The sequence below is a fragment of the Rhodococcus sovatensis genome (genome assembly GCF_037327425.1).
Classification (GTDB): Bacteria; Actinomycetota; Actinomycetes; order Mycobacteriales; family Mycobacteriaceae; genus Rhodococcoides; species Rhodococcoides sovatense.
In genome coordinates this window covers 5,884,205-5,908,005 of sequence record NZ_CP147846.1, presented here as the reverse complement: position 1 = coordinate 5,908,005, position 23,801 = coordinate 5,884,205, and the positions used below count along the sequence as shown (strand labels likewise).

Genomic DNA, 23,801 nt, shown 5'->3' with positions numbered 1-23,801 from the left:
CCACCGTAGCGGGCGAGAAAGTTTTCGACAAGACTTACTCAAACCGTTCGATTCGGATACATTGTCAGGTATGACACAGAACGTTCTCCTGATCCACGGCACCTGGTGCAACGGCGACTCGTGGGCACCGGCTCGTGCACAGTTCGAATCGCGCGGAATGACCGTGCACACCCCCACGCTGCGGCATCACGAACTTCCACTCCTTGAAGGTTCCCCGTTCATCGCAGGCCTGAGCCTGACCGATTACGTCGATGACCTCGTAGCACTGACGGGAACGTTCGACACCCCGCCGCTGATAGCAGGACTGTCGATGGGCGGGCTCATCGCACAACTCGTCGCCGCTCGCGTCGAGAACGTTGGTTTGATTGCTGCCGCACCGGCACCCGCCGCGGGAATCTTCAACCTGTACCCGTCGATGCTCCGTCTTTTCTACGGGCATTTCTTGCAACTTCGGCCACGGGCAAAGCCGCTGTATCCCACCTGGGAGCGCTTCTACTGGGGAGCTGCAGGCAACATGAGCGAACGGGACGCCCGGGTAATGTTCGAGACGCTGGTGACCGAGTCGGGCCGAGCCTACTTCGAGATGGGGTTCCCGTGGCTCGATCGACAACATGCGGCACGGGTGGACTTCGATCGAGTCAACACTCCGGTACTGACGGTCAGCGGAACCCGCGATCGGATAGTTGCACCGCGAGTCGCTCGCGTGACCGCGTCCAAGTATGCGAACGGCACCTTCGTCTCGATACCTGGCGCCGATCATATGGTCTTCGACGGAACCGCACTTCCGGTCACCATGAGGGCGGTCGATAAGTGGCTCGAGACAGTCCGGTGGAGTCGGTAGCGCTGCCAGCAGAGCAGTCCGATAGCCGTCCTGTATTTTCATCAGCCCTTCACACCACTTTCCGTTTGGGCCGGTGTCCGACCGCCCCGCTCAAAACGGGATCGATCGGAAGCCGGGCCTCGAACGGTCTACTCGGTCCACCAGTTGCAGCCCCAACACTTGACGGCCACCGGACGCCGTGGAAGTCGACAAGTTCAACACATCAAGTCGAGCAAGGGATTCGGATGAACGCGCCTCGCTTCGAACGAGTGTCGTCAACTCTTGGATTTCGGGAGTCGAAGGGTCAGACTTGGGAGATGGGGGAGGCAGCAATTCGGTACATCAAGCGTGACTATTCGACGTGGACGGCCCTCGGGCCCGGTGGGCTGCCGTCCAATCCATTCGGATGGGTTGTCACTACAATTCTGCGCGCGTTCAAGCGCCCCGATCCACTGACTGTTCGCGGAGCATCGAACTCCTCGAACACGTGGACCCTCGAGCCTCGACTTGCACCGCGACCGTTCATCGCACCCCATCCGGTCCCCCATCGCCAACTCAGCGGCCACAGCACGCCCTCCCTCATACATCAGATCGGCGGCGTCATCGCCGACGAAGCGCGTAGGAACGACTCGCTCCTTCATCTCGGCCGCAGCAGACTCGAACGTAGAGGGGACGCGTTGTACCTTTCGGACCCGTCGTTGGCAGACCCCAATATCTCCCGCACACAGTGCGAAATCGCCCACGTCCATGGAAGCGACGGGTCTCTGCATGTCGTCATGACAGAAGATGATGCGCAGACAGTGATCTCGGCAGGATGGGGTGAACTTCACCCGCTCGCAGGGCGACCGCTCATCGGACTTCCCGAATCATACGTACTCATCTATGCACCCACTTCCGACCATGAGGTCAACTGCATTGCGCACATTGTCCGTCGCGCAGTTCATACCGCCTGCATCACCGGGCCGTGCCAATGAGACTCAGGCTTTACTCGACAGACTTTTGCGCCCCGTTCTCGGTCGCGCCGGTCTTGCTAGGAGCCGAATTCTGCGTAAAGCTCAGGCAGAAACCCAGCTAGATGGTTCATCTCTTGTCCGCAATGCAACATCAAGTCTCGGGCTAGATCCAGTCCGATAACCAGATCGGCAGGATCCACCGAAGCGCCACGGCGGACGGCGCACGCAACCTGCTTCAGGTCGGGAACGTGCAGGCCACGCAGGTTCAGATAGAAGCGACTTCGCATTTCGGCACCACCGTCGCATGGCCTGACCTGATGAGCGAGCCAGCCCAAGTCCACCGGTGCGATGACGCTACCGACCCGCCCCAGAATCACCGTTTGGTCCACGGGGACATCGAACCCGTGCGCTACCGGATCACGAAAGCCGATCATCAACTGCTGCAGCTTGGGGCCGACGTATTCGTCCACGAATGTTGTGTTGCCGATGTACTTTGCCTTGTCGGGAATGTCGAAGCCTGTTCGGTCCTCCGCGAGGGCGGCATACAGGTGAGCGTCGGGATGCCAGAGTTTGTAGCGGGCAGCCTCGGTGGAGTGCCATCCGAACCACCAATCCCACATCGCTGCCGTGACACGCGGCATCACAGTGTGGACAGCGACGAAAACCACTCCATCGGCAAGTTGTCCGTAGCCTGTCTCGATCGATGAGTAGCCGACCGCCCCGAGATCGGTTGTAATCGAGGCGAATTCGGGCACCGAGTCGGGCTTCAGGGCCGGGCCCGCGTAGGCGTCCTCGACGGCGGCCGGTGCCGGAGCCGTTCGGTCTGCCATGTAGCGGGCATACGGTCGACCTCGATCGGCTTCACGATAGCCCTGGTATCGACCGCCGCACTCCTCGACAGAGCCGCCCCTGGGTGCAGCACTCGACTTCGCCGACGGACCGAGAACAGCTGCGACCACCCCTGCTGCCGCGCCGATGACCATCTGGCGTCGCGTCGGTCCCGCCCGCATCACAACGCATCACTCAACATATGTTGAGATTATGGCCTTGGGGCGGTACATGTCAACGCTGCGACACCGAGCTATCGACCCGGAGACGCGGTGCCGATTCAATCCGGCCGCACTGCCTTACGCGAACTCCGCACGATTGCCACGATGCCGATGATCAGGGGCACCTGTAGGAACACGATCGCATTCAGGGCATCGTGCGGGAGCGGAAGCCGATCGAAAAATTGCGCTGTCCCCGTGACGATCAGGACCAGAACCGTGGCCTGCATCGCCGCGGCGTGGCGACGCTGCCAATCCCGGCGTCTACGGAACGCCACCTGTGTCACTCCGTACCCCGTCAGGGCGATCAGCAGAATCGAGAGACCGTGAAAGACGCTGGGGCCTGCGCGTAGTCACCTTCCTGATGCGACCGGTCGGCTCGTGGTTCTTCGGCCGCTACGCGGACCGCAACGGTCGACGCGCTGCCCTGACGTTCAGTGTTTTCATCCCGCCGTCGATGGCCGCGCGAGCGGCGGCGAACCCGGCGTCGAACCGCCGGGCACCCGTCGGGCAACGATCTCGGCATGGTTCCTGCCGATTCGACCCGCCCCGACGAGGGCCACCCGGACGGTTTCGCATGACGATGACATCTTTTCTCCAGACTGGAACTGCTGCTCAGCGGTACTAGTACGTTCTAGTTGCACTACGGTAGAGCCACTGGGCAGATGCGTCAACTACCGTTTGACCGAACGAACGGACGGAGCACGGTGACCAACGGGACTCGACCCACGATGGCCGACGTCGCACGGATCGCGGGGGTCTCCCCCGCATTGGTGTCGATCGTCATGCGCGGCGTTCCGGGCGCAAGCGAGTCGACGCGCACGCGCATCAAGTCGGTAGCCGACAGCATCGGATATATCCCGGACCGCCGAGCGCAGAAATTGCGTCAAACCACCTCACGCCTCCTCGGCGTGACCTTCGATCTGCAGGAGCCGTTCCACGGAGACCTGGTCGAACACATATATGCCGCAGCCGATGCGCGCGGGTACGACGTGATGCTCAGCGCCACGGCGCCGAGCCGCGACGAGGACGCCGCCGTTCGGTCGCTGATCAGGGAACGGTGCGAGGGCACGATCTTGCTCGGATCGAATCTCGAGTCGGACTACGTTGCAGCACTGGGCTCCTCGGTCCCGACAGTGACGGTGATGCGCCGCAGCGGGACCGAGGGCGTCGGTTCGGTACGCAGCGACGACGTCGCCGGCGTCGGGCTCGCCGTCGACCATCTTGTCGAGCTAGGCCATCGACGAATCGCGCACATCGACGGCGGCAGCGCACCCGGCGCCGTTGATCGCCGCAACGGATTTCGTGATGCCATGACTCGTAACGGACTGTCCGACTTCGCCCTGTTCACGGTGGGCGGAACAACGGAAACCGACGGCACGGAGGCCACCAAGAGATTGATGCGTAGCGAACCACCCTCTGCCATAATCGCTTTCAACGACAGATGCGCGACGGGTGTCCTCGACTACCTCGTCCGAACTTCCGTGTCGGTTCCCGAGACGGTCGCTGTCGTCGGCTATGACGACTCACGCCTGGCCAGCATCGCGCACGTGCAACTGACGTCCATTGCGCAGGACGCGACAGCTCTCGCCGACGCTGCGGTCGACGCTGCGCTCGCACAGATCTCGGGTGCCGACGCACGCGATACCGTCCTCACACCCAGGTTGGTCCGCCGCTCGACGACGTAGCACCACGCCCGCCACCAGCTGCACGGGCGCCGGACCTCCCTGCACACTATCGCCCGAATCCGACGGATTTCAGTCGATCCCCGACGGTAGTGTGCAGCAGGGTCCGCAGCTGGAGTATCCACCCGAGCGCCGACGCCCGTTGGGCGGTCTTGTCGGATCAAGGCACGATGCCGTGAAGTTAGGTTCGGCATGCCTTATGATCCGTCAGTGCCCAGCGAGATCAACTACGTCGACCGGCCCGGTGTGCGCTTCGCGTGCGACCTGGGCCGCTTCGGCGATGCACCAGCGCTGGTCACGGCGCACGAGACGCTCTCCTACCGCGAGCTGGACGAACGTGTCGAGCAGCAGGCGTCGAAACTCGGGACTGAACGTGGTCTCGTGCTCATCGCCGGCGCCAACGAGATCGACGTCGTCGTCACCTATATTGCGGCGCTTCGAACAGGACATCCGGTGTTGATGGCTCCGGGTGACAATTCCGACCATCTCGACGGCCTGATCGATGCGTATCGGCCCGATCTTGTGGTGCGAAACAGCGACGGTCGCACTGCCATCGAGAAACACGGCCGACAATCCAAGCATCAGCTGCACCCCGACCTCGCGTTGCTGCTGAGTACTTCCGGTTCGACCGGATCACCCAAGCTCGTCCGCCTATCGCACCGAAACGTGCAGGCCAACGCCGAGTCCATCGCCGAGTATCTCGGTATCCGCGCCACCGACCGCGCAGTGACGACGCTGCCCATGCACTACTGCTACGGGCTGTCGGTAATACACAGCCACCTTCTACGCGGCGCCACACTGATTCTGACCGACTTCTCCGTCACCGACCCCCAATTCTGGGACCTCGTGCGGACCGAGCGTGGCACCACGTTCGCGGGCGTGCCGTACACCTTCGATTTGCTCGACCGTATCGGGTTCGACCAGCTGGATCTGCCCGAGCTGCGCTACATCACGCAGGCCGGTGGCAAGATGCCGCAGGACCGCGTCCGGCGATACGCCGAGCTGGGTCGGCGTCGGGGATGGGACTTGTTCGTCATGTACGGGCAGACGGAAGCAACCGCCCGGATGGCCTATCTGCCACCGGAACTTGCCGCCACCCACCCGCACACCATCGGCCGTCCGATTCCCGGGGGATCTTTCCATCTACAGGTGGTCGACGACGCCCCGGACGGGACAGGTGAGCTTGTCTACTCGGGGCCGAACGTCATGCTCGGCTACGCCGAGGGTCCCGACGACCTGGGCCTCGGTGACACCCTCGACGGAGAACTGCATACCGGTGACCTAGCCCGGCGCACGGACGACGGACTGTACGAGGTGGTGGGCCGCCTCAGCCGGTTCGCAAAGGCGTTCGGCCTGCGTATCGACCTGCAGTACGTCGAGTCCGCGCTCGCGCAACGCGGGCTGACAGCGTGCTGCACCGGCGGTATCGACGAGCTCGTCGTGGTCGTGGAGGATGGCGACGTCGACGTCGTCCGACGCACAACAGCGCAGGCCAGCGGACTTCCCGCGGCAGCGGTACGGGTGTGCCTCGTCGACCAACTACCGCGAACATCCACCGGCAAACCCGATGTGCGAGCGGTCTCCGAGATCGCGGGCCGACCCTACCCGTCGGACACTGTCCCGACTACCGCCGACGTGAAAGCGCTGTACGCCGAGATTCTGCACTGTTCGCACGTCGGCGACGACAGTACGTTCGTGAGTTTGGGCGGCGACTCCCTGTCGTACGTTCGGATGTCGTTGCGGCTGGAGGAAATGCTCGGCCGCCTCCCCGAGAGCTGGCACACCACCCGAGTACGGGACCTCGATCAGGCGCCGCGTCTGCGCCGAGGCTGGCGCCGAGTGGAGACGAACGTTCTGCTGCGTGCCCTCGCGATCGTCCTGATCGTCGGCTCGCATATCCACCTGTTCTCGGTGCTCGGCGGGGCGCATGTGCTTCTCGGGATCGCCGGCTACAACTTCGCCCGCTTTCACCTCGCGGCGGCCGAACGCACCGAACGAACTCGCCGTGTGCTCCGAAGCGTCGCCCGGATCGCCGTCCCCAGCATGGTGTGGATCGGGGCCGTCATCGCCCTCACTGGGGACTATCGAATCACCAGTGCATTTCTGCTCAACGGGATCCTCGGCCCGGACGGTTGGTCGGCGGAGTGGCGGTACTGGTTCGTCGAGGCGATCGTGTACATCGTGCTCGCCGCCGTCGCCGTACTGTCCATTCCATTGTTCGACCGTCTCGTGCGTCGTCACTCATTCTGGTTCCCGATGGGGGTCGTGGGCCTTGGACTCATCACCCGCTACGGGCTGATCGAAGTCGACGACACCCCCAACCGCATACTGACCGCGTCGGTAGTCTTCTGGTTGTTCGCCTTGGGTTGGGCTGCAGCGCAGGCGAACACGGTGTTGCATCGAGTGTGGGTCACCGCAGCGATCGTGGCAACGGTGCCCGGGTACTTCTTCGGCGATACGCAACGAGAAGTCATCGTCGTTATCGGCCTCTGCATGCTGGTGTGGCTGTCGTCGGTTCCATTCCCCGCGCTGCTGAGCCGAGTGGCAGGAGTGTTGGCGAGCGCTTCCCTCTACATCTACCTGACTCATTTCCAGGTGTACCTACCGTTGCGCGACGACCATCCCTGGCTGGCATTCGCCCTGTCGATCATCGTCGGGATTCTGTACTGGCAGGCGGTGAACTTCGCACTCTCTCTCGGTAGACGGGTGAGATCGCGCGCTCGACACGCTGACCGGAGCGGCGCCACCGAGCCGGATATGCGGGTTTCCGAAGTCGGCTGACAGCAGTGGTGCCGCCTTGACGTAGAAAGCTACGTTCACTAGCTTCCAGCTATGACACCGCTTCCTCACCCCTGCACTCGTGTCAGCTGAGTACAGGGTGGCGAACCACGACCTTCGTGGTTGCGGTGAATCCAGCCTCGGATGGGACGGCTACACCCGCACCGACATCGCTAGTGACCTGGTGGCGCTCGTGCGTCACCTGGGCGGGCCAGCGGTCATCATCGGCCAGTCGATCAGCGGGGTCGTCGAGCTGGCGCCGTTTGCGCGCGCAGTGTCCTACTCAGTCCGTGGGCAGCTGACGAACAAGGGCTACCGCAGCGGAACTATGCTGCTTGGACAAACCGTGATGACGGGCAGCCTGAAAGCCTGGGAGAAGTACCTCGACCTGGCCTACCCGACCAAGCCTTCCGACTGGGATGTCGAACTGGACCGCATCGAGAACACGCTCCGAGAACCGGGCAGAATGAAAGCCCTTCAAGCCATGTGCAAGTCCAAGCCCACCGACGCCGGCGAGCAGCTGAAGAACGTCCGCTGCCCCGTCCTGGTCGTCGAGGGCAGTGCGGACCCCGACTGGACCGACGCCCGCGCCGAAGGAGAGAAGATCATCGCCGACCTACCGTCAGTCTCGGAGAACTCGCCGTTCTCGACGGCGTCGGCCACTACCCGCACGCCCAGGCGCCCGAGCAGACACTTGCACTGCCCTGCCTTTCCTGGCTCGGACTCTCCCTCGTGCCTAGGGCCGGACTCGCGTCATCGTCGGTCACCGAAGCCGGGGCCGCGCTCGCCGAAGAGGTCGGTTTCTCGCGCCTGTCCATGGGCCTGCTCGCCGAGCGACTCGGCATCAAACCACCCTCGCTGTACAAGCATGTCGACGGCATGGCCGACCTCGCACACCGAATAGGTGTGCTGGCCATGACCGAACTCGCCGATGCCATTCACGATGCCATCCAAGGGCGGGCGGGCCGCGACGCGCTGGATTCCGGAGCGCGAGCCATGCGTATCTGGGTCCGAGAACACCCAGGCCGTTATGCCTCTGGTAATGCCGCCGAAATCACCGGTCCCGACGATCCGCTCATCGCAGCGGCGAATCGAGTCATGGACTCCTGGGGCGCGATGCTGCACGGTTACCGCATCGAACCCTCACAGCAGATCCACGCTCTACGAATGCTGCGCAGCCAGCTTCATGGCTTCGTCACTCTCGAAACAGCCAGCGGGTCCCAGGTCCTCACCGACATCGACGAGAGCTTCGACTGGATCGTCGGCTTCATCGACCGCGGACTCCAGGTGCCCACCCCTGAAATGAGATCACCATGAGTGCCGTGGTTGCGGAAGACTACGTCCATGCAGATTTCTGGACGGATGACCCCGGAACAGTTTTGGCGGCACATCGACGAGACTGACGCGCAGGTGCGTCTCGCCGCGGCGAAGACTCGCCTGTTCGGGATGGAGCAGTGGGACGAATCGCCGATCATGATCGGCGATTGGGGATGGGAGTGCCAGCGGCTGAAGACGGCTGGTCTGGCGTACGCGACACCCGAAGAAGACGTGTCGGTTCACATCGCGACCGTAGTCGGGGACCCACGCCGCGAAGCCTTCCGCGTAATCAGCCGCGCGACCGGCGTCCTACCAAGTGACCCCGCCTACAGGGACGAACGACGACGCATCCGAGAATCCCGGGGTGAGGCCGTGACTCTGCGGATCGACGGCGTGGGTGTCGAGTTCGAGATGTGGGGAGGTCCGAGCCGATGGTGGGCGGCCGGCCACGTCGACGGCGTCGGGATCACGATCGAAAGCCGCAACTACCCGGTCGAACAGCTCAGCCTCATCGAGGTCCACGACGTCGAGCCGTACTTGCTGGGACGCCGCACATTTCTCCAGGCCGCTCGGGGAGAACTCGAATAAAGTTCCGCCCCATTCGAACCCCGGCCACGACCCAGCTTGCACCGACGAAAACACCGCAAATCATTGCCCCCGATACTGAGAAAATTTGCGGGATCCCGTCGATCCGCCGAAGTATCGGGCACTCCTTCCCAGATACTGTGCCGAACTTGAGCAACGAGGATCCGCGGTGGCGCTGCGGTCCACACGCCTACACGACAACGACTTCCCGAATCGGTGATCAAGGTCGTACCTGGTGGAATAGGCGCCCAGGCATGGAAGGGTTTCTGCCCAAGCGTTACTGGATGCGCGCTCCATCCTCAGCTTTTTCAACTGCGTCTGCTCGGAGCCGGCTTCGCAGATGCGGGGAAGCCGCCGGTAATGCTCTATTGGCCTCCGCTGGAGGAACCTGAGCTGAGCAGCACGAGCAGGTCGAGGATAGGACGGATGGGGCAGGGGTTGAGGTCGGTGGAGGTGCAACCGAGCGACGACGACCCGGAGCCTGCGACTGGAACCGGGGCTGCCTGAGCCGAACCGAACGGCACTGCGACAGAAAGGGCTACGGCCGCGAGTGCTCCGGTCACAATGCGCTTCATCAATCCACTCCAAGTCTCGGTGCGCCGGTCAAGCCGACCGACCAGGGCGACGATACTGACCTTCCAGGCTTCGAGAAAGCCCCGAATTCTAGGGTGTCGGTGCCTACCCGAGCGAGGCGAAGATGTGGCCTGGTCAGCCCTGTCGACCCGCAGCTACCTGAGCAGCGAAGTCAGCTGAGGCCGTTTGGCTGTACGACTGTCGCCCGACGAGCGTCTGCGGACTCGGCGAGTCAACCACGGCGCGAGGAACATTCCGGCCCAGGCGAGGTCGGCACGAACTCGCGAGAACAGGTGCGGGCGTGCGAGCGGCGCCAGAGGGCGATTCCATGCGTCAGTGGCACCCGGCAGACCAAGTGCGAAAGCGGCGGCCGCGGCAAGCCGCGCATGTCCTGTCTCGTTCAGATGCAGACGATCCCAACTCCACGGCCTAGGGTCCGAGGCCACATCATGCTGCTCGAGGTCGATCGATGACATCACCGTGATGGTCCGTCCGCTGTCGGCGGCACAGGCACTCTCCCGAGCCATGGCCACGGAATTCGCCGCCGAGATGGCCCCGGTCACTCCCACGAACAAGACTGGCTGACGCGCAGCAAGAACGAGTAACACTGATCAGCGAAGAGGGGAAAGGCCTGCTCGCCCGCCTGCCGTGATCTACTTCTGTGCGAGAGCTATTGCCGCTGAGAGATACTCACGCGAATCTCGAAATGTCTGCGCTACACCGCGTCCCGCGACGGCTATGTACCGACTGATCTGATCGTCATCGAGAAGATCGAGCACGGTGCTGGAATCCGCGTGCATCCAACCGCCGTCTCGCACCAATTGGTGGGCGCGTTTGCCCTGCAGGGCTGAAATTCCCTCGACCCTGATTCCGTTCGGATCGGTCGACGCTGCGATGTAGAAAGCCTTCTTGCCGGGGTAACCGGCCTTGACCTTCGAGCGCAACCGCAAGACGGCATCGACCGCGTCATCGATGGCAGATGACTGCTCGTCGGAGCCCGATTCGGCAGCAGAGACTCGCGCAATCTCAGCATCCAGTCCAGCAAGCAAAGTGGCGAGGTATTCAAGATCGCTCATCAACTCATGATGCCCTACGCCACCGATACGCCCGGATCGGGAGCCTGCGTTCTGGACACAGATCGCCACCGGAGACCAGTGACGACGCGGCGATAGCGGTCGGCATGTCGGGTCCGGTGGGCACGCGGTGGTTCCGCAATGCTGGCTTCGATGCCACCCATCGATCTGGCCCCGGTGTTGGGGAGATATCTGTCGTTCCCCGAGCGTGAGGACGCCGCTGTGATGCGTGCGGAGGGAGTGAGTATGCGCACGTTCGCTGAGAAGTAAGTGTCTCACTTGGTCCTGACAGAGAGGGCCCTTGATGCGCCAACCGGGTTCGAAACACAACCCCGACCCGCTCAGGCCAGCGCATCTCACGAAACCGAATCCCGGCCGGCGGTTGCTCGACTGGGAACGGCCGGTCCTGGTATTGCACGACGCAACGAGATGACGCAGTCACTAGGCGAATGTCGAATACAGCGTGTAGACGCCCAAAAGGGTAATTGCAACACTACTGATTCCGAGCATTACGGTGAAGAAGGCATTCGACCGAAACTCTTCTGGGATCTCGCTAGTCCGGAGTTTCCACACTGCGATGACGACAGCCACCAGGAACACGGCCGTCGCGGTGCCTCCGATCTGGAGCATCAACACGGGCGATTGAGTGACCAGATAGGCGATCATCCAGAGCAATGGAATGACGACACTGAGCACGCGCGTCACTCGATTGCGCACCTTCGAGTCATCGAAGTCGAATACCTCGAAGCGGGCAATCGTATCGGTCCATAGCCTCGGATTTGCAGCACCGACAGCAATTACAGTGCTGAACAAGATGACAAATGCAGCCACCAGGAACACTGCATTGGCCCAGCCTCCGAGGGTGTCGACGTACATCCTCGACAGAGTCCGGATAACTTCGTTGCCAGCCGGGACCAGAGCTTGAGGGTGAAGAACAGCCGCGCCGATAATGTAAAACCCGAGGGTGCAGCACGTGGTGATCACCCAGGAGACCAGAACGTCGAGTTTTAGAACTTTGATCCACCCCTTGGCCCGTTCAGCGCGCTCGGGAGTACCGTCGTCGGGCCCTGTGAATCGCGCATACCCCTTCTCGATGCACCACACGGTGTACGCGGTCATTTCGTCGGCGCCCACTCCCGTGATACCGAACATTGCTATCGCGATACCAATGGTTCCCGCTGGGATAGCGAACTGCAGGCCGGACACCAGATCGGTTCCGTCGTATCCGAACTGGGTGAGCGGCAACATCAGCGCCAGCAGCACCGTTCCCACGGTGAAAACGAATACCGAATACGTCGCGAATCGTTCGATTACCTTGTACCGGTTGCTCATAACGATGGCGATCGTCACCGCAGTGATCAGCAACGACCACACAAGCAACGATGCTGCACTGAGGGAGTCGCCCGTGATGGGAAACAGCAGTGAACCCGCTCCAGCAGACCCGCCGATCAAAGCTCCGCGTTTCATAATGCTCGGTATCTCGGCGAGTATCCACACCACCGTGATCGCCCCCGCACCCCGCCACTGCCTGCCTACTTGCGCGTAGCCTTGTATGGCGGTCTTACCTGTCAGAATCGTCCACGTACCGAGCTCCAGCTGTACCCACACCTTGACTGTGGTAGCGAGTACGACCATCCACAACAATGCAAAGCCCGCTTGGGCTCCGAGTGTCGTGGTCAGAATCAACTCGCCCGATCCAACGACGCTCGCCGAGATGAGCAACCCCGGACCCAGATACCTAAGCCGCTCACGAAAGGTGGTCGGCGGCTCCAGCACGTCTGCGGGGTCGAGAGCGTACGGATCGTTTGCTTTCCTGACCTCGGGCGATACTGATCTTGTCATGGGCAGTCTCCTAAAGAAGAGTGAATATGCCTGCTCGGCGGACTCTTGCCTGCGATGGCGGCTCGACGCCGGCGGCTACGTGATCGAGGTAACAGTATATTGGTATTCCAAGACTGACAAGCATGACTTTTCTGGAACGCGCAGCAGGACGACTGACGACGGTCGCCGAAGCCGACCGACAAGGGAACTGCGGACGTGGTCGGCGTACAGTTGCGCCAACTACAACGAGCGATGTCACGAGAGGCCGCCGTGCTGGACGACCCCCTTCAAGATTCCCTCCAACTGTCCGGGACTGCCTCGTCGACAGCAGACCTGATCGAGCGGTCCATTCGTGGCGCCATTCTGGGCGGCTCACTCAAAGCTGGATCCCCACTCGTGGAAAGAAAGATCGCCGAAGAGTTGAGCGTCTCCAAAACCCCTGTTCGAGAGGCCTTGATCAACCTGACGCGTCGAGGCCTGGTCGAGTTCGAGCGCAACCGAGGCGCACGAGTTCGTCATCTGACAATTCAAGACGTGTTGTTCGTGTACGAAACCCGCTCACTGCTCGAGCCCCAGGCCGTGGCCGACTGCATCGCGCACCGACCGCCCGATTTCGACCGACGCGTGAGCCGCGCGCGGGAAGCGCTCGATTTCGCCACGCAGGCCAGCGCGGCTCGGGACCACGTCGGACGCAGCCGCCACAATCGCGAATTTCACCAACTACTTTTCAGTGGCTCACCCAACTATTTCGCGGTGGACACCCTGCTCACGTTGCAGGACATCGCCGGCCTGGGTGCCACTCAGATCCTCTGGGAGCACACCCCGAGCTGGGACGAGGAGTCCGAAGAACACACCCGTCTCCTGTCCGCGTTCGCGCTCGGGGATGCGGAGCGATCGCGCGAAATACTGAGCCTCCACATCAATACGGCCCATCGACGCATTCGAGCTAGCGTCAAGACCCACTGAGTATTTAGCCGGTCGAGATCGAAGGATTGACATTCCACGTCTTGGTATACCAAGATATCTTTTGTCGCCGACACTAGGAGATCGCATGCCACCGACGCTTGCTTCGACCGAAGAGTTCAAACAACAAATTGCAGGGGTAGTCGGCATTGCCGTGACACCTTTCGACTCCGACGGCACTTCCATAGATGACGAGGCCTTCGAAGTACTTATCGACCGCGCGGTTTCGGCCGGACTGCAGAATATTACGCCCAATGGCAACACCAGCGAATATTTCTCCCTGACAGCCTCGGAGCGTCTGCGTTCGGTGGAGCTCAGCCGCAAGACAGCTCCCGACGCGCTCATCATCAGCGGCATCGGCGAAGCGATCACTGATGTTGCTCACACGGCCGGTGCCCACCTGCTAGCGGGTGCTGACGCGTTCATGGTGCATCAGCCCATACACCCGTTCTGGTCCGTAGAGGGCTGGATAGACGTGCACAAGGAGCTCGCGCGCGCACATCCAGGAGTGCCCTTGGTCCCCTACATCAAGGATCGCCGACTTAACGCGGAAGCCATTGTACGGCTGCTGGATTCGGTTGACGAAGTCGCAGCCATCAAATATGCCATCGGCGACCTCGAAGCCTTCGCCTACGCGACTGCCGCCGTCCCTGAAGGCAGGGTGACGTGGATCTGTGGACTGGCAGAAAACTGGGCACCCTACTTCTCGGTCGGCGGCACAAAGGGATTCACCTCCGGATTGGTCAACGTCGACCCTCAACGCAGCCTGCGAATCAGTGCACTCCTGGCGGAGGGCGACTTCGCCTCGGCAATCAAAGAGCAGCGAGAGATTCTCGAATTCGAAGGCATGCGCGCTGCCAACTCATCGCAGCACAATGTTTCCGTGGTCAAGGAAGCACTCCACCAGTTGGGACTGTGCAACCGAACCGTGCGCCCTCCTCTGTCACAACTCGACGCAACCGATGGAGCGTCGGTCGCACGCATCATCGAGCAGTGGCAGATTCGCGGAAACTGATTCCGCAGGGTGCACAGGGGCTTGAAAATACAGAGGAGCTTGGTTTTTTCATCATGGACATCGAAGATACGTCTGCGGACGACCTGTCCGCAGTACTCGACTCGGCTCGGCGCGCATCCACGCAGTGGGCTCGGACTCCACGAAGCCTCCGATCGGCTGCGCTCGACGCGATTGCGACCGGTCTCGAAACTGCCAACGACGACCTCGTTTCGATCGCTATCGAAGAGACGCGACTGACCGAGGCCCGACTGCGAACCGAACTCACTCGCACGTGCTTTCAACTTCGGATGTTCGCCCAATACATCGCCGAAGGTAGTTACCTCGATGTCCGCGTCGATACAGCTGACCCGAACTGGCCGATGGGGCCGCGCCCGGACTTGCGGCGCGTCTTACTGCCTATTGGACCAGTTCTGGTATTCGCTGCCAGCAACTTTCCGTTCGCCTTCTCCGTCCTCGGCGGTGACACCGCAGCAGCACTTGCAGCCGGTAACGCGGTCATCGTCAAAGCCCATCCCGGCCACCCAACACTCTCCCGCACGACCGCGGATCTCGTCACGGCGGCCCTCGATGAAACCGACGCACCCGAACGACTGCTGCAGGTTGTCTTCGGGACCGAAGCGGGAGTACAAGCTCTGCAGGCCCCTGCGGTCAAAGCAGCGGCCTTCACTGGCTCGATTCCGGGTGGGAGGGCACTTTTCGACATCGCCAATGCACGGCCGGTACCAATTCCGTTCTACGGTGAACTCGGTTCTGCAAACCCGGTGTTTGTCACCCGCGCTGCCGCGGAAGCTCGTACGCAAGACATCGTCGACGGCTTCGTGGCCTCGTTCACCTCGAGCTCCGGGCAACTGTGCACCAAACCCGGAGTTCTGTTCTACCCAACCAACACCCCAATGCATGATGCACTCGCAACGGTCGAGCTACCACGAGTTCATAGGCTTCTCAATTCGAGTATCGAAAGCGGCTTCGATGCAGCGCGCCGCTCGATTGCAGAACATGCAGATGTCGAAACCCTCACCGAGCGGCACGATTCGCTCGCAACCGAGCCCACCACGACTCTTCTGTCGACGACAGCAACCGCAATCGCATCACATCCGAGTTTGCTGCACGAGATGTTCGGCCCTGCTGCGCTGGTTGTTGCCTACGAATCGGACGGCGAACTCTTCGACGCGATCACCCAGATCGACGGACAGTTGACTGCATCGATATTCGGTGAAGAGAATGAGTCCATCGTCCCTGAACTGATCGAGCAGCTGTCCGGCATTGCAGGTCGAGTCTTGTGGAACCAATGGCCGACCGGAGTATCGGTAACCTACGCTCAGCAACACGGCGGACCGTATCCCGCAACGACGGCGCCGACGACAACATCGGTCGGAATGGCTGCAATCGATCGATTCCTGAGGCCGGTGGCTTACCAAAATGTCCCACAGCAACTGCTGCCGCACGAGTTGAAGGACAGCGAGACCGCCGTGCGGCAGACGAGAGACGGCCGGTAACGCATCGGGATGCGCCGCCAACTCTGGGCTCAACTCGAACGTCGGCGTAGGCATATCCAGTGCCGGTCCATAAAAGTACGGAGTCGACAGTCGCTCAGAAATCAGCCGACTGACTACTCGATGAAGGGTGGCCCGCAGCGAGCGCTTCTGCGATCAAGGCCGTTGTCGTGGTTGATTTCTCGTCGTCCGCAAACGGTACGAACCGCCAGCGTGAAGAGGCCAATAGAAGCGCAGACCAGATGCAGACCGCCGATGGTGGCCCAGTCGATGACCAGATAGTCACCCGGAGCCCACACCGCGGGGCGGCGACCGCGGTGGTGCTCGGCCCGCCACTTCGCTTTCTCGTCGGCGACCAGGCACCGGATATTGCGGTCCGACCCGTCGTAGCCGGCGGTGCGGTCAATCGGCAGGCTACGTTTCGCCGAAATCGTGCCTTGGGGTTTCTCGACGCGTTCTGCGACCAACTGGGCGACTGGCGTCGCAGTTCGCGTTCGCGTTCGCGTTCGCGTTCGACGCGGATAGCAGGTGTGTGACCTGCTTGTTGTGAATCTCGAGCTGTACCTCTGCGATGGACGACACACGTCTGGACCGGTATGACAGATCTGGCCATCGGAACCTCCTGAAGTCGACGGACCGAACCGTCAGTGCATATGGCTTCCGCCGTTGATGTCGATGGTCGTTCCGGTCAGGTACGCGGCGTCGTCGGACGAGAGGAAGGTGATGACCGACGCGACTTCGCGGGCGGTCGCGGTGCGTCCGAGCGGGATTCCCTGCGTGATGGCCTTCTCCTGCTCGTCGGTGCTGCCGACGCGAATGTTGGTGTCGACGGCGCCCGGGGTGACGGCGTTGATGGTGACGCCCGTGTCTTCGAGTTCACGTGCGAGCGACTTGGTGAAACCGAGGACCGCAGCCTTCGCGGACGAGTACGGAACCTTGCCGAACACGCCTCCGCCGCGCTGCGCGGACACCGACGACATGGTGACGATGCGGCCCCAACCCTCGGCGATCATGTCGGGCAGATACGCCTTGGTCACTAGATAGGTACCGGTGGCGTTGACGGCGAACACCTTGTTCCACAGTTCGAGGGTCGTCTCGAGAAACGGCACCGGCGACGTGATCCCTGCGATGTTGGCAACTGCGCCGACGGGAGGCAGCGAACCTGCGCCCACTTCGGCCTTGGTGGCGGCGTAGGCCGTCTGCACCGAAGCCTCGTCGGACACGTCGACGGCGTGACCGAACGAGGGCACGTTGTAGGCGGCGCCGATCTCGGCGGCGACCTTGGCCGACGCCTCCCCATCGAGGTCGAGTACGACGACGGCCCAGCCGTCTTCGGCATAGCGCTCGGCGGTGGCGCGGCCGATACCCTTCGCGGACGTTGCGCCGGTGATCACTGCGGTACGAGTCTTCGTGGTCATGTTCTTTCCTCCTGGTGTGAACGAATCAGATTGTGGCGCGAGTAATCGACTGTTCGATCTCCGTGAAGCCCAGGCCGGCGATGGTCTTCAACGCCGGTCGCAGTGCCAGGTGCCGAAACGAGATGGTCGAACACCCCAACCGTGTATCGAACAGCGGTGTCTCCCACATACGAGTTCTTTCGTCGTGGTGGTGATGCGGCCCACAGTATGCGCACTCGATACCTACCGTCAACCGTCACCGGTTGACTGTTGACAGTGTCAGTGGACTGGGTCACACTGAGTGCTGTTGACAGTCGACGGTCACTTGGACGAGTTTGAATCCCACTACCTCTGCAGGAGGGTTCCCATGAGCGAAAAGGCTCTCGAGATGCGCGGACCGGTCCACGGCACGAAAGACGCCAAACGCGTCGCCGTCGGATCCTCGGTCGGCGCCGTCATCGAAACGTACGACTTCATCGGCTTCGGCACCGCCGCCGCCCTGTACTTCGGTACAGCGTTCTTCCCCGGCTCCAACTCGGTGACCGGAACGCTCGCAGCGTTCGCCACCCTCGGCGTCGGCTTCGCCGCACGTCCGCTCGGCGGCATCGTCGGCGGACACCTCGGCGACAAGGTCGGCCGCAAGCCGGTCCTCGTCGGATCGTTGATTCTGATGGGAATCGCGACGTTCGCCATCGGGCTGCTCCCCACCTACGCCCAAGCCGGCATCATCGCCCCGATCCTGCTCGTCGTCGTCCGCATCATCCAAGGCCTCGCCTTCGGCGCCGAATGGGGCGGCGCAATCCTGATGAGCTACGAACACGCCCCATGGCGCAAGAAGGGCGCATTCACCGGCATCGTCCAAGCAGGCTTCCCTGTCGGCCTGCTCCTGGCGAACCTCGTCTTCCTCGGCAGCGTGCACCTCGGCGGCGACTGGGCATGGCGCGTGCCGTTCCTGTTCAGCATCGTGCTCGTCGCGGTCGGCCTGATCATTCGCTCCAAGGTCCCCGAGTCCCCCGTCTTCGACGACGTCAAGGAAGCCGGTGTCACCAAGTCCCCGATCGTGGAATCGATCAAGCAGGACTGGCCGAACATCCTGCGCGGCATCGGCCTGCGCATCGCCGAAACCGCAGGATACGCAGTGTCCGTCACCTACATGATTTCCTACCTGCACACCCAAGGACTCGCCACGACGCAGGAAACGATCACCGCACTGTGCATCGCATCGTTCATCGGAATCTTCGCCACCATGGGGTGGGCGGCACTCACCGACAGGATCGGACGACGGCCCCTCTACATCGGAGTCTGCATCTTCGCTGCCCTCTTCGGTATCCCCATGTTTCTGCTTGTCAACACGGGCCTCTTCGCCTTCGTGATCGCCACCATCGTCCTGGCCTACGCCGTCTGCCAGAACGCTCTCGCCGGATCACAGGGCGCCTGGTTCCCCGAGCTCTTCACCGCAGCACGACGCGCATCGGGAGCCTCACTCGCATACCAGATCTCGGCCATGGTCTCCGGTTTCACTCCGTTCATCACCACCCTGCTGTTCGTCTGGCTCGGGTGGCTCGGACCGGCCCTGCTGTTCATCACCTACGCACTGATCGGCCTCGCATCCGCCATCGCCACCAAGGAGACCTGGGGCGCGACCGAACGCACACTCGCGCAGGAGGCCGAGCGCACCACCCCTAGGCCGGCCGATCTCCCCACTCGCGAAAAGGAACTCGCATGACCATCACGACCCCCGCCCCGACACACAACGAACGTGCCCGAATCGACAAGGCCGCCGACTTCGCCTACCGCATGCGCCACCACGTCATCGACATGGGCGAAGCTCAGGGCCAGGGCTACGTCGGACAGGCCCTCGGCGCCGCCGACATCTTCGCCGCGGTCTACGCAGACCGCCTGAACTACCGCGCCGACAACCCCCACTGGAACGAACGCGACCGGTTCCTGCTCTCCACCGGTCACTACGCCATCGGTCTCTACGCCGCACTCGCCGCTGCAGGAATCGTCCCCGAGGACGAACTCGAAACCTACGGATCCGACGACTCCCGCCTACCGATGTCCGCAATGGCCACATACACACCCGGAATGGAAATCTCCGGCGGCTCGCTCGGCCACGGGCTCACCGTTGCGGTCGGCATGGCACTCGGCCTCCGGCACCAGAACTCGCAGTCCCGCGTGTTCAACTTCCTCTCCGACGGCGAACTCGACGAAGGCTCGACATGGGAAGCAGCGATGGGCGCCCACCACCACCGACTCGGCAACCTCATTGCGATGGTCGACATGAACGCACTCCAGGCCGACGGCCCGACCGCAGGTGTTCTCGGCATCGAACCCGTCCACGAGAAATGGGCAGCCATGGGCTGGAACGTCTACCGCATCGACGGCAACGACCCCGCCGCGCTGCTCGGGGCCTTCGACTCCGCGTGCGCTGCCTCAGCTCCCGCCGGGAAGCCCTCGATCATCATCTGCGACACCAAAATCGGCTACGGAGTTCCCCTGCTCGAAAACCGCGAGAAAGCACACTTCATGCGCATCGACGAACACGAGTGGGCCATCTGCCGCCAGCAACTGACCGACCGCTTCACCGATCCGACCTACCTGCAGGAAAACGAGGTCCAGGCATGACCACCACGACTCCCCCCAAACTGAAAACGTCCGCGATGATCGCGTCGTTCGTCGACCCGGGGCAGCGCACCGCCAACGCCCCGTTCGGACACGCACTCGTCGAGGCCGCCCAGGGCAACGACAAGATCGTCGGACTCAGCGCCGACCTCGCCAAATACACCGACATGCACATCTTCGCGCACGCATTCCCCGAGCGCTTCTTTCAAATGGGCATGGCCGAGCAGCTCCTCTTCGGTGCGGCAGCAGGCATGGCCGAAACCGGTTTGATTCCCTTCGCCTCGACCTACTCGGTATTCGCCGCCCGCCGCGCCTACGACTTCCTGTGCCTCGATATCGCAGAGCCGAACCTCAACGTCAACATCGTCGGCGGACTCCCAGGCCTCACCACCGGCTACGGGCCCAGCCACCAGGCCACCGAGGATGTCGCGATCTTCCGGGGCATGCCCAATCTGACGATCGTCGATCCGTGCGATTCCGTCGACATCGAGCAGGCAGTTCCGCAGCTAGCGGCATCGGACGGCCCCACCTACCTGCGCCTGCTGCGCGGCAAGGTCGCAACGGTTCTGGACGAGTACGACTACACCTTCGAACTCGGCAAGGCCAAGGTCATCCGCCCCGGCAACGACGTCGTTCTCGTCGCCAGCGGCCTGATGACCATGCGCGCCCTGCAGGCCGCGGCGAACCTCGAGAAGCACAACGTCGATGTCGCCGTCGTGCACACGCCGACCATCAAGCCGTTCGACGCCGACACCGTGCTCGCCGAGCTCGATACTCCGCGGCTCGCGTTCACCTGCGAGAACCACACCAAGATCGGCGGCCTGTTCGAGACCGTGGCGTCGGCCATTGTCGAGCGCGGAATCGGCAAGAAGGTCGGGGCGATCTCGCTGCCCGACGAGTTCTTGGCCGCAGGCGCTCTGCCGACCCTGCATGACCGCTACGGCCTGTCCACTTCGAGCATCGAATCTCGAATTCTGGGCGAGCTGTAGGGATAACGATGGATCTGCGGTCCGAGAAGAGTGGTGTCCGTACCCGTACACTCACTGTCGACAGCTACCGGTCGACTGTCTGCAGTGAGGCGCCTCTGGCGTCTCCGACGAAAGGAGTCTCCACGGTGGGGCAACCCGGCGCACTTCTCGGACTGCAGAAGACCAATCTGCGTCAACAGGCAGTCACCGCTCTGCGGTCCGCCATCACGAGCGGCGAACTGAGGCCGCGCAGCGCGCTCGTCGAGACCGAACTCTCCGAGCGCCTGCAGATCAGTCGCGGAACTCTTCGCGAAGCACTTCGGCAGCTGCAGCAGGAAGGTCTCGTCGTCACCGGGGCGCGCGGGCGGTTGCACGTCAGGCACCTCGACACCAAAGAAATTCAGGACATCTTCTCCGTCCGCGCCGCCCTGGAAGGTCTCGCTGCCTCGGCGATCGCTCGGCATCCCGAACGGCCACTCGTCATCGCACGATTGCGCGCAGCACTCGAGCTGATGGGCCAGGCCCCCAAGGACGAAACGCTCGACGACCGTATCGAAGCCGATCTCGACTTCCACCGCCTACTGTGCCGGTCCGCCGACAACGAGACCCTGTTGCATTCCTGGACCAACCTCGAAGGCTCCATCCGCATGTCGATCATGTACGCCGGCCGCGAGCGAGCCGTCGGAAACATGGACACCGACCGCCATCACGAGATCGTCGACGCCATCGAAGCGGGCGATCCCGAAGACGCCGCCCTCGCGGTGCGCACCCACATGAGCTGGGCCGTCAGCAATCTCGTCGCTTAACTCGAACCCATCAACCGGGCGATCGCCGCGACATCCATCGCGCGCGTGCGTCGACCGAGGTCTGTGTCGAACATCCGGAAACCGTGGAAGGCACCGGGCCAGCAATGCATTTCGACGCGTACATCCGCGGCGAGCAATCGGCGCGCATAATCGATGCCCTGGTCTCGCAGCGGATCGAGCTCGTTGACGGTGAGGTAGGTCGGCGGCAAACCGGACAGATCCTGCTCTCGGGACGGCGACGTAAACTCGTCGGCCGGTCTGCCCGCGAGGTAGTGCTGCCAACTGAGCATCGCGTTGCGGGTGTTCCAGAAGACCGCGTCGCCGCCCTGGACCATGGACGGGGTACCGTCCCGGTCGTCGAGAGCCGGTTCGATCAACGCCTGCATCACAGGGATCGGGCCGCGGTGATCGCGCCGATACCGGTCACGAAGATGCAGAGCAGTGCACGCAGCGAGGCACGCACCCGCGCTGGTGCCGAGCAGGCCGACCCGGCTCACGTCGCCTCCCAGCTCGCCGGCATTGTTCGTCGCCCAGGTCACGGCCGCCACGCAGTCCTCTACCGCGGCCGGGTAGGGAAACTCTGGGCTCAACCGGTAGTCGACTGCAACGACGATGCACGGCAGCGTCGACGCCAGCTCGCGGTTCCCGTCGTCGTTCGACGCACCGGAACCCAGAGCGAACCCACCACCGTGCACCTCTACGATCACCGGCAGCGGATGGCCCGGCGCCAGCACGGGCGCGGTCACCCGCACGCGCACCGTGTGTCCATCTGCCTCCACGTCCATATCGGTGACAGACATATCGGTGACAGTCACGCCGAAAGCAGCAGCGTTGTCGGAAGCAGCGGCGGACGGTGTCGGATCCGCGAGCGCTGCCCGGGTTGCAGCGATGTCCGCGAAGTCCAGCGCCGGAACCTCTCCGAGTAGAGCGGCAAGTTCAGCGTCGAGCGCCTCGATGTGCACGGCATGATTTTCGCATGGCAAACGCGGTCGGTGTCGGGGTGCTGGAGACTGAGCCGCCGTCGCCAGTGGCGAGCGGCCGCTTCCGGCGTAGCGAACCGCTAGCGGCGCTCTCAACGGGGGGCTTGTGCGTCGTGCCCTGCCGACATTTAGTTTAAAGGCAGATCGGCGACATGCAGTGGCGGGCAACCTGATCCGAGAAGCGCGCGTCAGTGGTCCTCGTATCGGAGCAGGTACGAATCGGCCATGTCGGAAAGCTGGCTGACAAAGGTTGCGTCGTCGACTGCAGGACCGAAAAAGCCTGGCCCGTAGCTCGTACGCAGGACGATCGAGGAAAACGCTGATGTGAACGTCATACGTATCGCTGCCTCTGGATTCGCATGACGGATCTCAACTTCACCGCGCATCAGAATCGCCGTGAATTGGTCTCCGAGGTTCCGTGCATGCAGGCTACCGCGCCGGTACACCTCACGGTGAACACCTGAAATCAGGATCACCGAGCTCAGAAACGCGCGGTGAACCGTGAACACCGTGACCATGCCTTCGATCGCGCCACGTATCAGTTGCTGCGGTGTCATTCCTTCCCAAACGGTTTCGTGGAACGCGGCACTCTGATCGGCGAGGACCTGTTGCATCTTGTGCTCGTAGACGGCGAGAAACAACCCGTCCTTCGTATTGACGCGTTCGTACACGGCCCGTGGAGCGACCTCGGCACGTTCACAGACCTCGGCGATGGTGAAAGCGTCGTAGCCCACGTCTTCCATGATCGCGACCCCGGCATCGAGAATACGGGCCCAGGCTTGCCTGCTTCGTTGCTGCCTCGGGAGCCGGACGGCGAGCTCGTCGTCGCTGGGCGAATTCATTGTCACGACGACGATTATCGCGCCTGGGCAACTTGTGAGAATCCGGGGGTTGACTTTTTAG

At 62.6% G+C, this 23,801-nt stretch carries 23 protein-coding genes and 3 pseudogenes; 15 read left to right on the top strand and 11 right to left on the bottom strand.

Annotated features, from left to right (window positions below):
- Positions 1 to 70: 70 nt before the first annotated feature.
- Together WDS16_RS27630 and WDS16_RS27625 are read left to right on the top strand one after the other, a co-directional pair.
- Positions 71 to 841: an alpha/beta hydrolase gene (locus WDS16_RS27630; RefSeq protein ID WP_338889401.1), complete on the top strand. Its 771-nt coding sequence runs from the start codon at positions 71 to 73 to the stop codon at positions 839 to 841.
- A 296-nt stretch (positions 842 to 1,137) separates the two neighbouring features.
- Positions 1,138 to 1,794, top strand: coding sequence for a hypothetical protein (locus WDS16_RS27625; RefSeq protein ID WP_338889400.1), 657 nt, complete (start codon positions 1,138 to 1,140; stop codon positions 1,792 to 1,794).
- 56 nt (positions 1,795 to 1,850) lie between these two features.
- Here WDS16_RS27625 and WDS16_RS27620 read toward each other — a convergent pair whose 3' ends face one another.
- The 3 genes from WDS16_RS27620 to WDS16_RS27610 all read right to left on the bottom strand — a co-directional run bounded on the left by WDS16_RS27620 (position 1,851) and on the right by WDS16_RS27610 (position 3,409).
- Entirely contained in the window at positions 1,851 to 2,783 is a 933-nt protein-coding gene (locus WDS16_RS27620) for a DAPG hydrolase family protein (RefSeq protein ID WP_338893628.1), read from the bottom strand.
- Positions 2,784 to 2,881: 98 nt separating this feature from the next.
- A complete protein-coding gene (locus WDS16_RS27615; protein ID WP_338889399.1) occupies positions 2,882 to 3,106 on the bottom strand; it encodes a hypothetical protein in 225 nt (74 codons plus the stop codon).
- Positions 3,107 to 3,262: 156 nt separating this feature from the next.
- Positions 3,263 to 3,409: a hypothetical protein gene (locus tag WDS16_RS27610; RefSeq protein WP_338893644.1), complete on the bottom strand. Its 147-nt coding sequence runs from the start codon at positions 3,407 to 3,409 to the stop codon at positions 3,263 to 3,265.
- 141 nt (positions 3,410 to 3,550) lie between these two features.
- On the opposite strand from WDS16_RS27610, the gene WDS16_RS27605 reads away from it, so the two are divergent.
- From WDS16_RS27605 to WDS16_RS27590, 5 genes and pseudogenes are all read left to right on the top strand, one after another.
- Positions 3,551 to 4,507, top strand: coding sequence for a LacI family DNA-binding transcriptional regulator (locus WDS16_RS27605; protein WP_338893627.1), 957 nt, complete (start codon positions 3,551 to 3,553; stop codon positions 4,505 to 4,507).
- A 207-nt stretch (positions 4,508 to 4,714) separates the two neighbouring features.
- The gene (locus WDS16_RS27600; protein WP_422395729.1) at positions 4,715 to 7,285 is read left to right on the top strand and encodes an AMP-binding protein; all 2,571 of its coding nucleotides are present in this window, start codon (positions 4,715 to 4,717) and stop codon (positions 7,283 to 7,285) included.
- A gap of 79 nt (positions 7,286 to 7,364) precedes the next feature.
- Positions 7,365 to 7,886: pseudogene (locus tag WDS16_RS28285) on the top strand (alpha/beta fold hydrolase); the annotation flags it as partial.
- Between the two features lie 128 nt (positions 7,887 to 8,014).
- Positions 8,015 to 8,599: a TetR/AcrR family transcriptional regulator gene (locus tag WDS16_RS27595; protein WP_338889397.1), complete on the top strand. Its 585-nt coding sequence runs from the start codon at positions 8,015 to 8,017 to the stop codon at positions 8,597 to 8,599.
- A gap of 27 nt (positions 8,600 to 8,626) precedes the next feature.
- Entirely contained in the window at positions 8,627 to 9,187 is a 561-nt protein-coding gene (locus WDS16_RS27590; protein WP_338889396.1) for a hypothetical protein, read from the top strand.
- Between the two features lie 362 nt (positions 9,188 to 9,549).
- Here WDS16_RS27590 and WDS16_RS27585 read toward each other — a convergent pair whose 3' ends face one another.
- The 3 genes from WDS16_RS27585 to WDS16_RS27575 form a co-directional block, all read right to left on the bottom strand.
- The gene (locus WDS16_RS27585; protein WP_338889395.1) at positions 9,550 to 9,759 is read right to left on the bottom strand and encodes a hypothetical protein; all 210 of its coding nucleotides are present in this window, start codon (positions 9,757 to 9,759) and stop codon (positions 9,550 to 9,552) included.
- Between the two features lie 153 nt (positions 9,760 to 9,912).
- Positions 9,913 to 10,233 carry a hypothetical protein gene (locus WDS16_RS27580; protein WP_338889394.1) on the bottom strand — a complete coding sequence of 107 codons (321 nt, stop codon included), beginning with the start codon at positions 10,231 to 10,233 and terminating at the stop codon, positions 9,913 to 9,915.
- A 177-nt stretch (positions 10,234 to 10,410) separates the two neighbouring features.
- Positions 10,411 to 10,833 (bottom strand): phosphate acetyltransferase, encoded by a 423-nt coding sequence (locus tag WDS16_RS27575; RefSeq protein WP_338889393.1) that lies wholly within the window; start codon positions 10,831 to 10,833, stop codon positions 10,411 to 10,413.
- Between the two features lie 19 nt (positions 10,834 to 10,852).
- Here WDS16_RS27575 and WDS16_RS28280 point away from each other — a divergent pair.
- A pseudogene (locus WDS16_RS28280) lies at positions 10,853 to 11,091 on the top strand (helix-turn-helix domain-containing protein); the annotation flags it as partial.
- 180 nt (positions 11,092 to 11,271) lie between these two features.
- On the opposite strand, the gene WDS16_RS27565 reads toward WDS16_RS28280, so the two are convergent.
- Positions 11,272 to 12,672 (bottom strand): Nramp family divalent metal transporter, encoded by a 1,401-nt coding sequence (locus tag WDS16_RS27565; RefSeq protein ID WP_338889392.1) that lies wholly within the window; start codon positions 12,670 to 12,672, stop codon positions 11,272 to 11,274.
- A 231-nt stretch (positions 12,673 to 12,903) separates the two neighbouring features.
- Here WDS16_RS27565 and WDS16_RS27560 point away from each other — a divergent pair, with 231 nt between their 5' ends.
- The 3 genes from WDS16_RS27560 (at position 12,904) to WDS16_RS27550 (ending at position 16,125) form a co-directional block, all read left to right on the top strand.
- Positions 12,904 to 13,617, top strand: a complete 714-nt coding sequence (locus WDS16_RS27560; protein WP_338889391.1) for a GntR family transcriptional regulator — start codon at positions 12,904 to 12,906, stop codon at positions 13,615 to 13,617.
- Between the two features lie 85 nt (positions 13,618 to 13,702).
- Complete coding sequence (locus tag WDS16_RS27555) at positions 13,703 to 14,629, top strand: dihydrodipicolinate synthase family protein (protein WP_338889390.1); 927 nt, start codon at positions 13,703 to 13,705, stop codon at positions 14,627 to 14,629.
- Between the two features lie 53 nt (positions 14,630 to 14,682).
- Complete coding sequence (locus WDS16_RS27550; RefSeq protein ID WP_338889388.1) at positions 14,683 to 16,125, top strand: aldehyde dehydrogenase family protein; 1,443 nt, start codon at positions 14,683 to 14,685, stop codon at positions 16,123 to 16,125.
- Positions 16,126 to 16,258: 133 nt separating this feature from the next.
- On the opposite strand, the pseudogene WDS16_RS27545 reads toward WDS16_RS27550, so the two are convergent.
- Together WDS16_RS27545 and WDS16_RS27540 are read right to left on the bottom strand one after the other, a co-directional pair.
- Positions 16,259 to 16,592: pseudogene (locus tag WDS16_RS27545) on the bottom strand (IS21 family transposase); the annotation flags it as partial.
- A gap of 174 nt (positions 16,593 to 16,766) precedes the next feature.
- The gene (locus WDS16_RS27540) at positions 16,767 to 17,540 is read right to left on the bottom strand and encodes an SDR family NAD(P)-dependent oxidoreductase (protein WP_338889384.1); all 774 of its coding nucleotides are present in this window, start codon (positions 17,538 to 17,540) and stop codon (positions 16,767 to 16,769) included.
- Between the two features lie 346 nt (positions 17,541 to 17,886).
- On the opposite strand from WDS16_RS27540, the gene WDS16_RS27535 reads away from it, so the two are divergent.
- The 4 genes from WDS16_RS27535 (at position 17,887) to WDS16_RS27520 (ending at position 21,918) form a co-directional block, all read left to right on the top strand.
- On the top strand, positions 17,887 to 19,245 hold the full coding sequence (locus WDS16_RS27535) for an MFS transporter (RefSeq protein ID WP_338889381.1): 1,359 nt from the start codon (positions 17,887 to 17,889) through the stop codon (positions 19,243 to 19,245).
- A complete protein-coding gene (locus WDS16_RS27530; RefSeq protein WP_338889379.1) occupies positions 19,242 to 20,147 on the top strand; it encodes a transketolase in 906 nt (301 codons plus the stop codon). The genes WDS16_RS27535 and WDS16_RS27530 overlap by 4 nt, the downstream gene beginning before the upstream one ends.
- Positions 20,144 to 21,133: a transketolase family protein gene (locus tag WDS16_RS27525; protein WP_338889377.1), complete on the top strand. Its 990-nt coding sequence runs from the start codon at positions 20,144 to 20,146 to the stop codon at positions 21,131 to 21,133. The genes WDS16_RS27530 and WDS16_RS27525 overlap by 4 nt, the downstream gene beginning before the upstream one ends.
- 125 nt (positions 21,134 to 21,258) lie before the next feature.
- A complete protein-coding gene (locus WDS16_RS27520) occupies positions 21,259 to 21,918 on the top strand; it encodes a GntR family transcriptional regulator (protein WP_338889374.1) in 660 nt (219 codons plus the stop codon).
- On the opposite strand, the gene WDS16_RS27515 is transcribed toward WDS16_RS27520, so the two are convergent.
- A complete protein-coding gene (locus WDS16_RS27515; protein WP_338889372.1) occupies positions 21,915 to 22,880 on the bottom strand; it encodes an alpha/beta hydrolase in 966 nt (321 codons plus the stop codon). The two genes, WDS16_RS27520 and WDS16_RS27515, sit on opposite strands and share 4 nt — an antisense overlap.
- Before the next feature lie 206 nt (positions 22,881 to 23,086).
- Positions 23,087 to 23,740 (bottom strand): helix-turn-helix domain-containing protein, encoded by a 654-nt coding sequence (locus WDS16_RS27510; RefSeq protein WP_338893625.1) that lies wholly within the window; start codon positions 23,738 to 23,740, stop codon positions 23,087 to 23,089.
- Between the last annotated feature and the right edge of the window lie 61 nt (positions 23,741 to 23,801).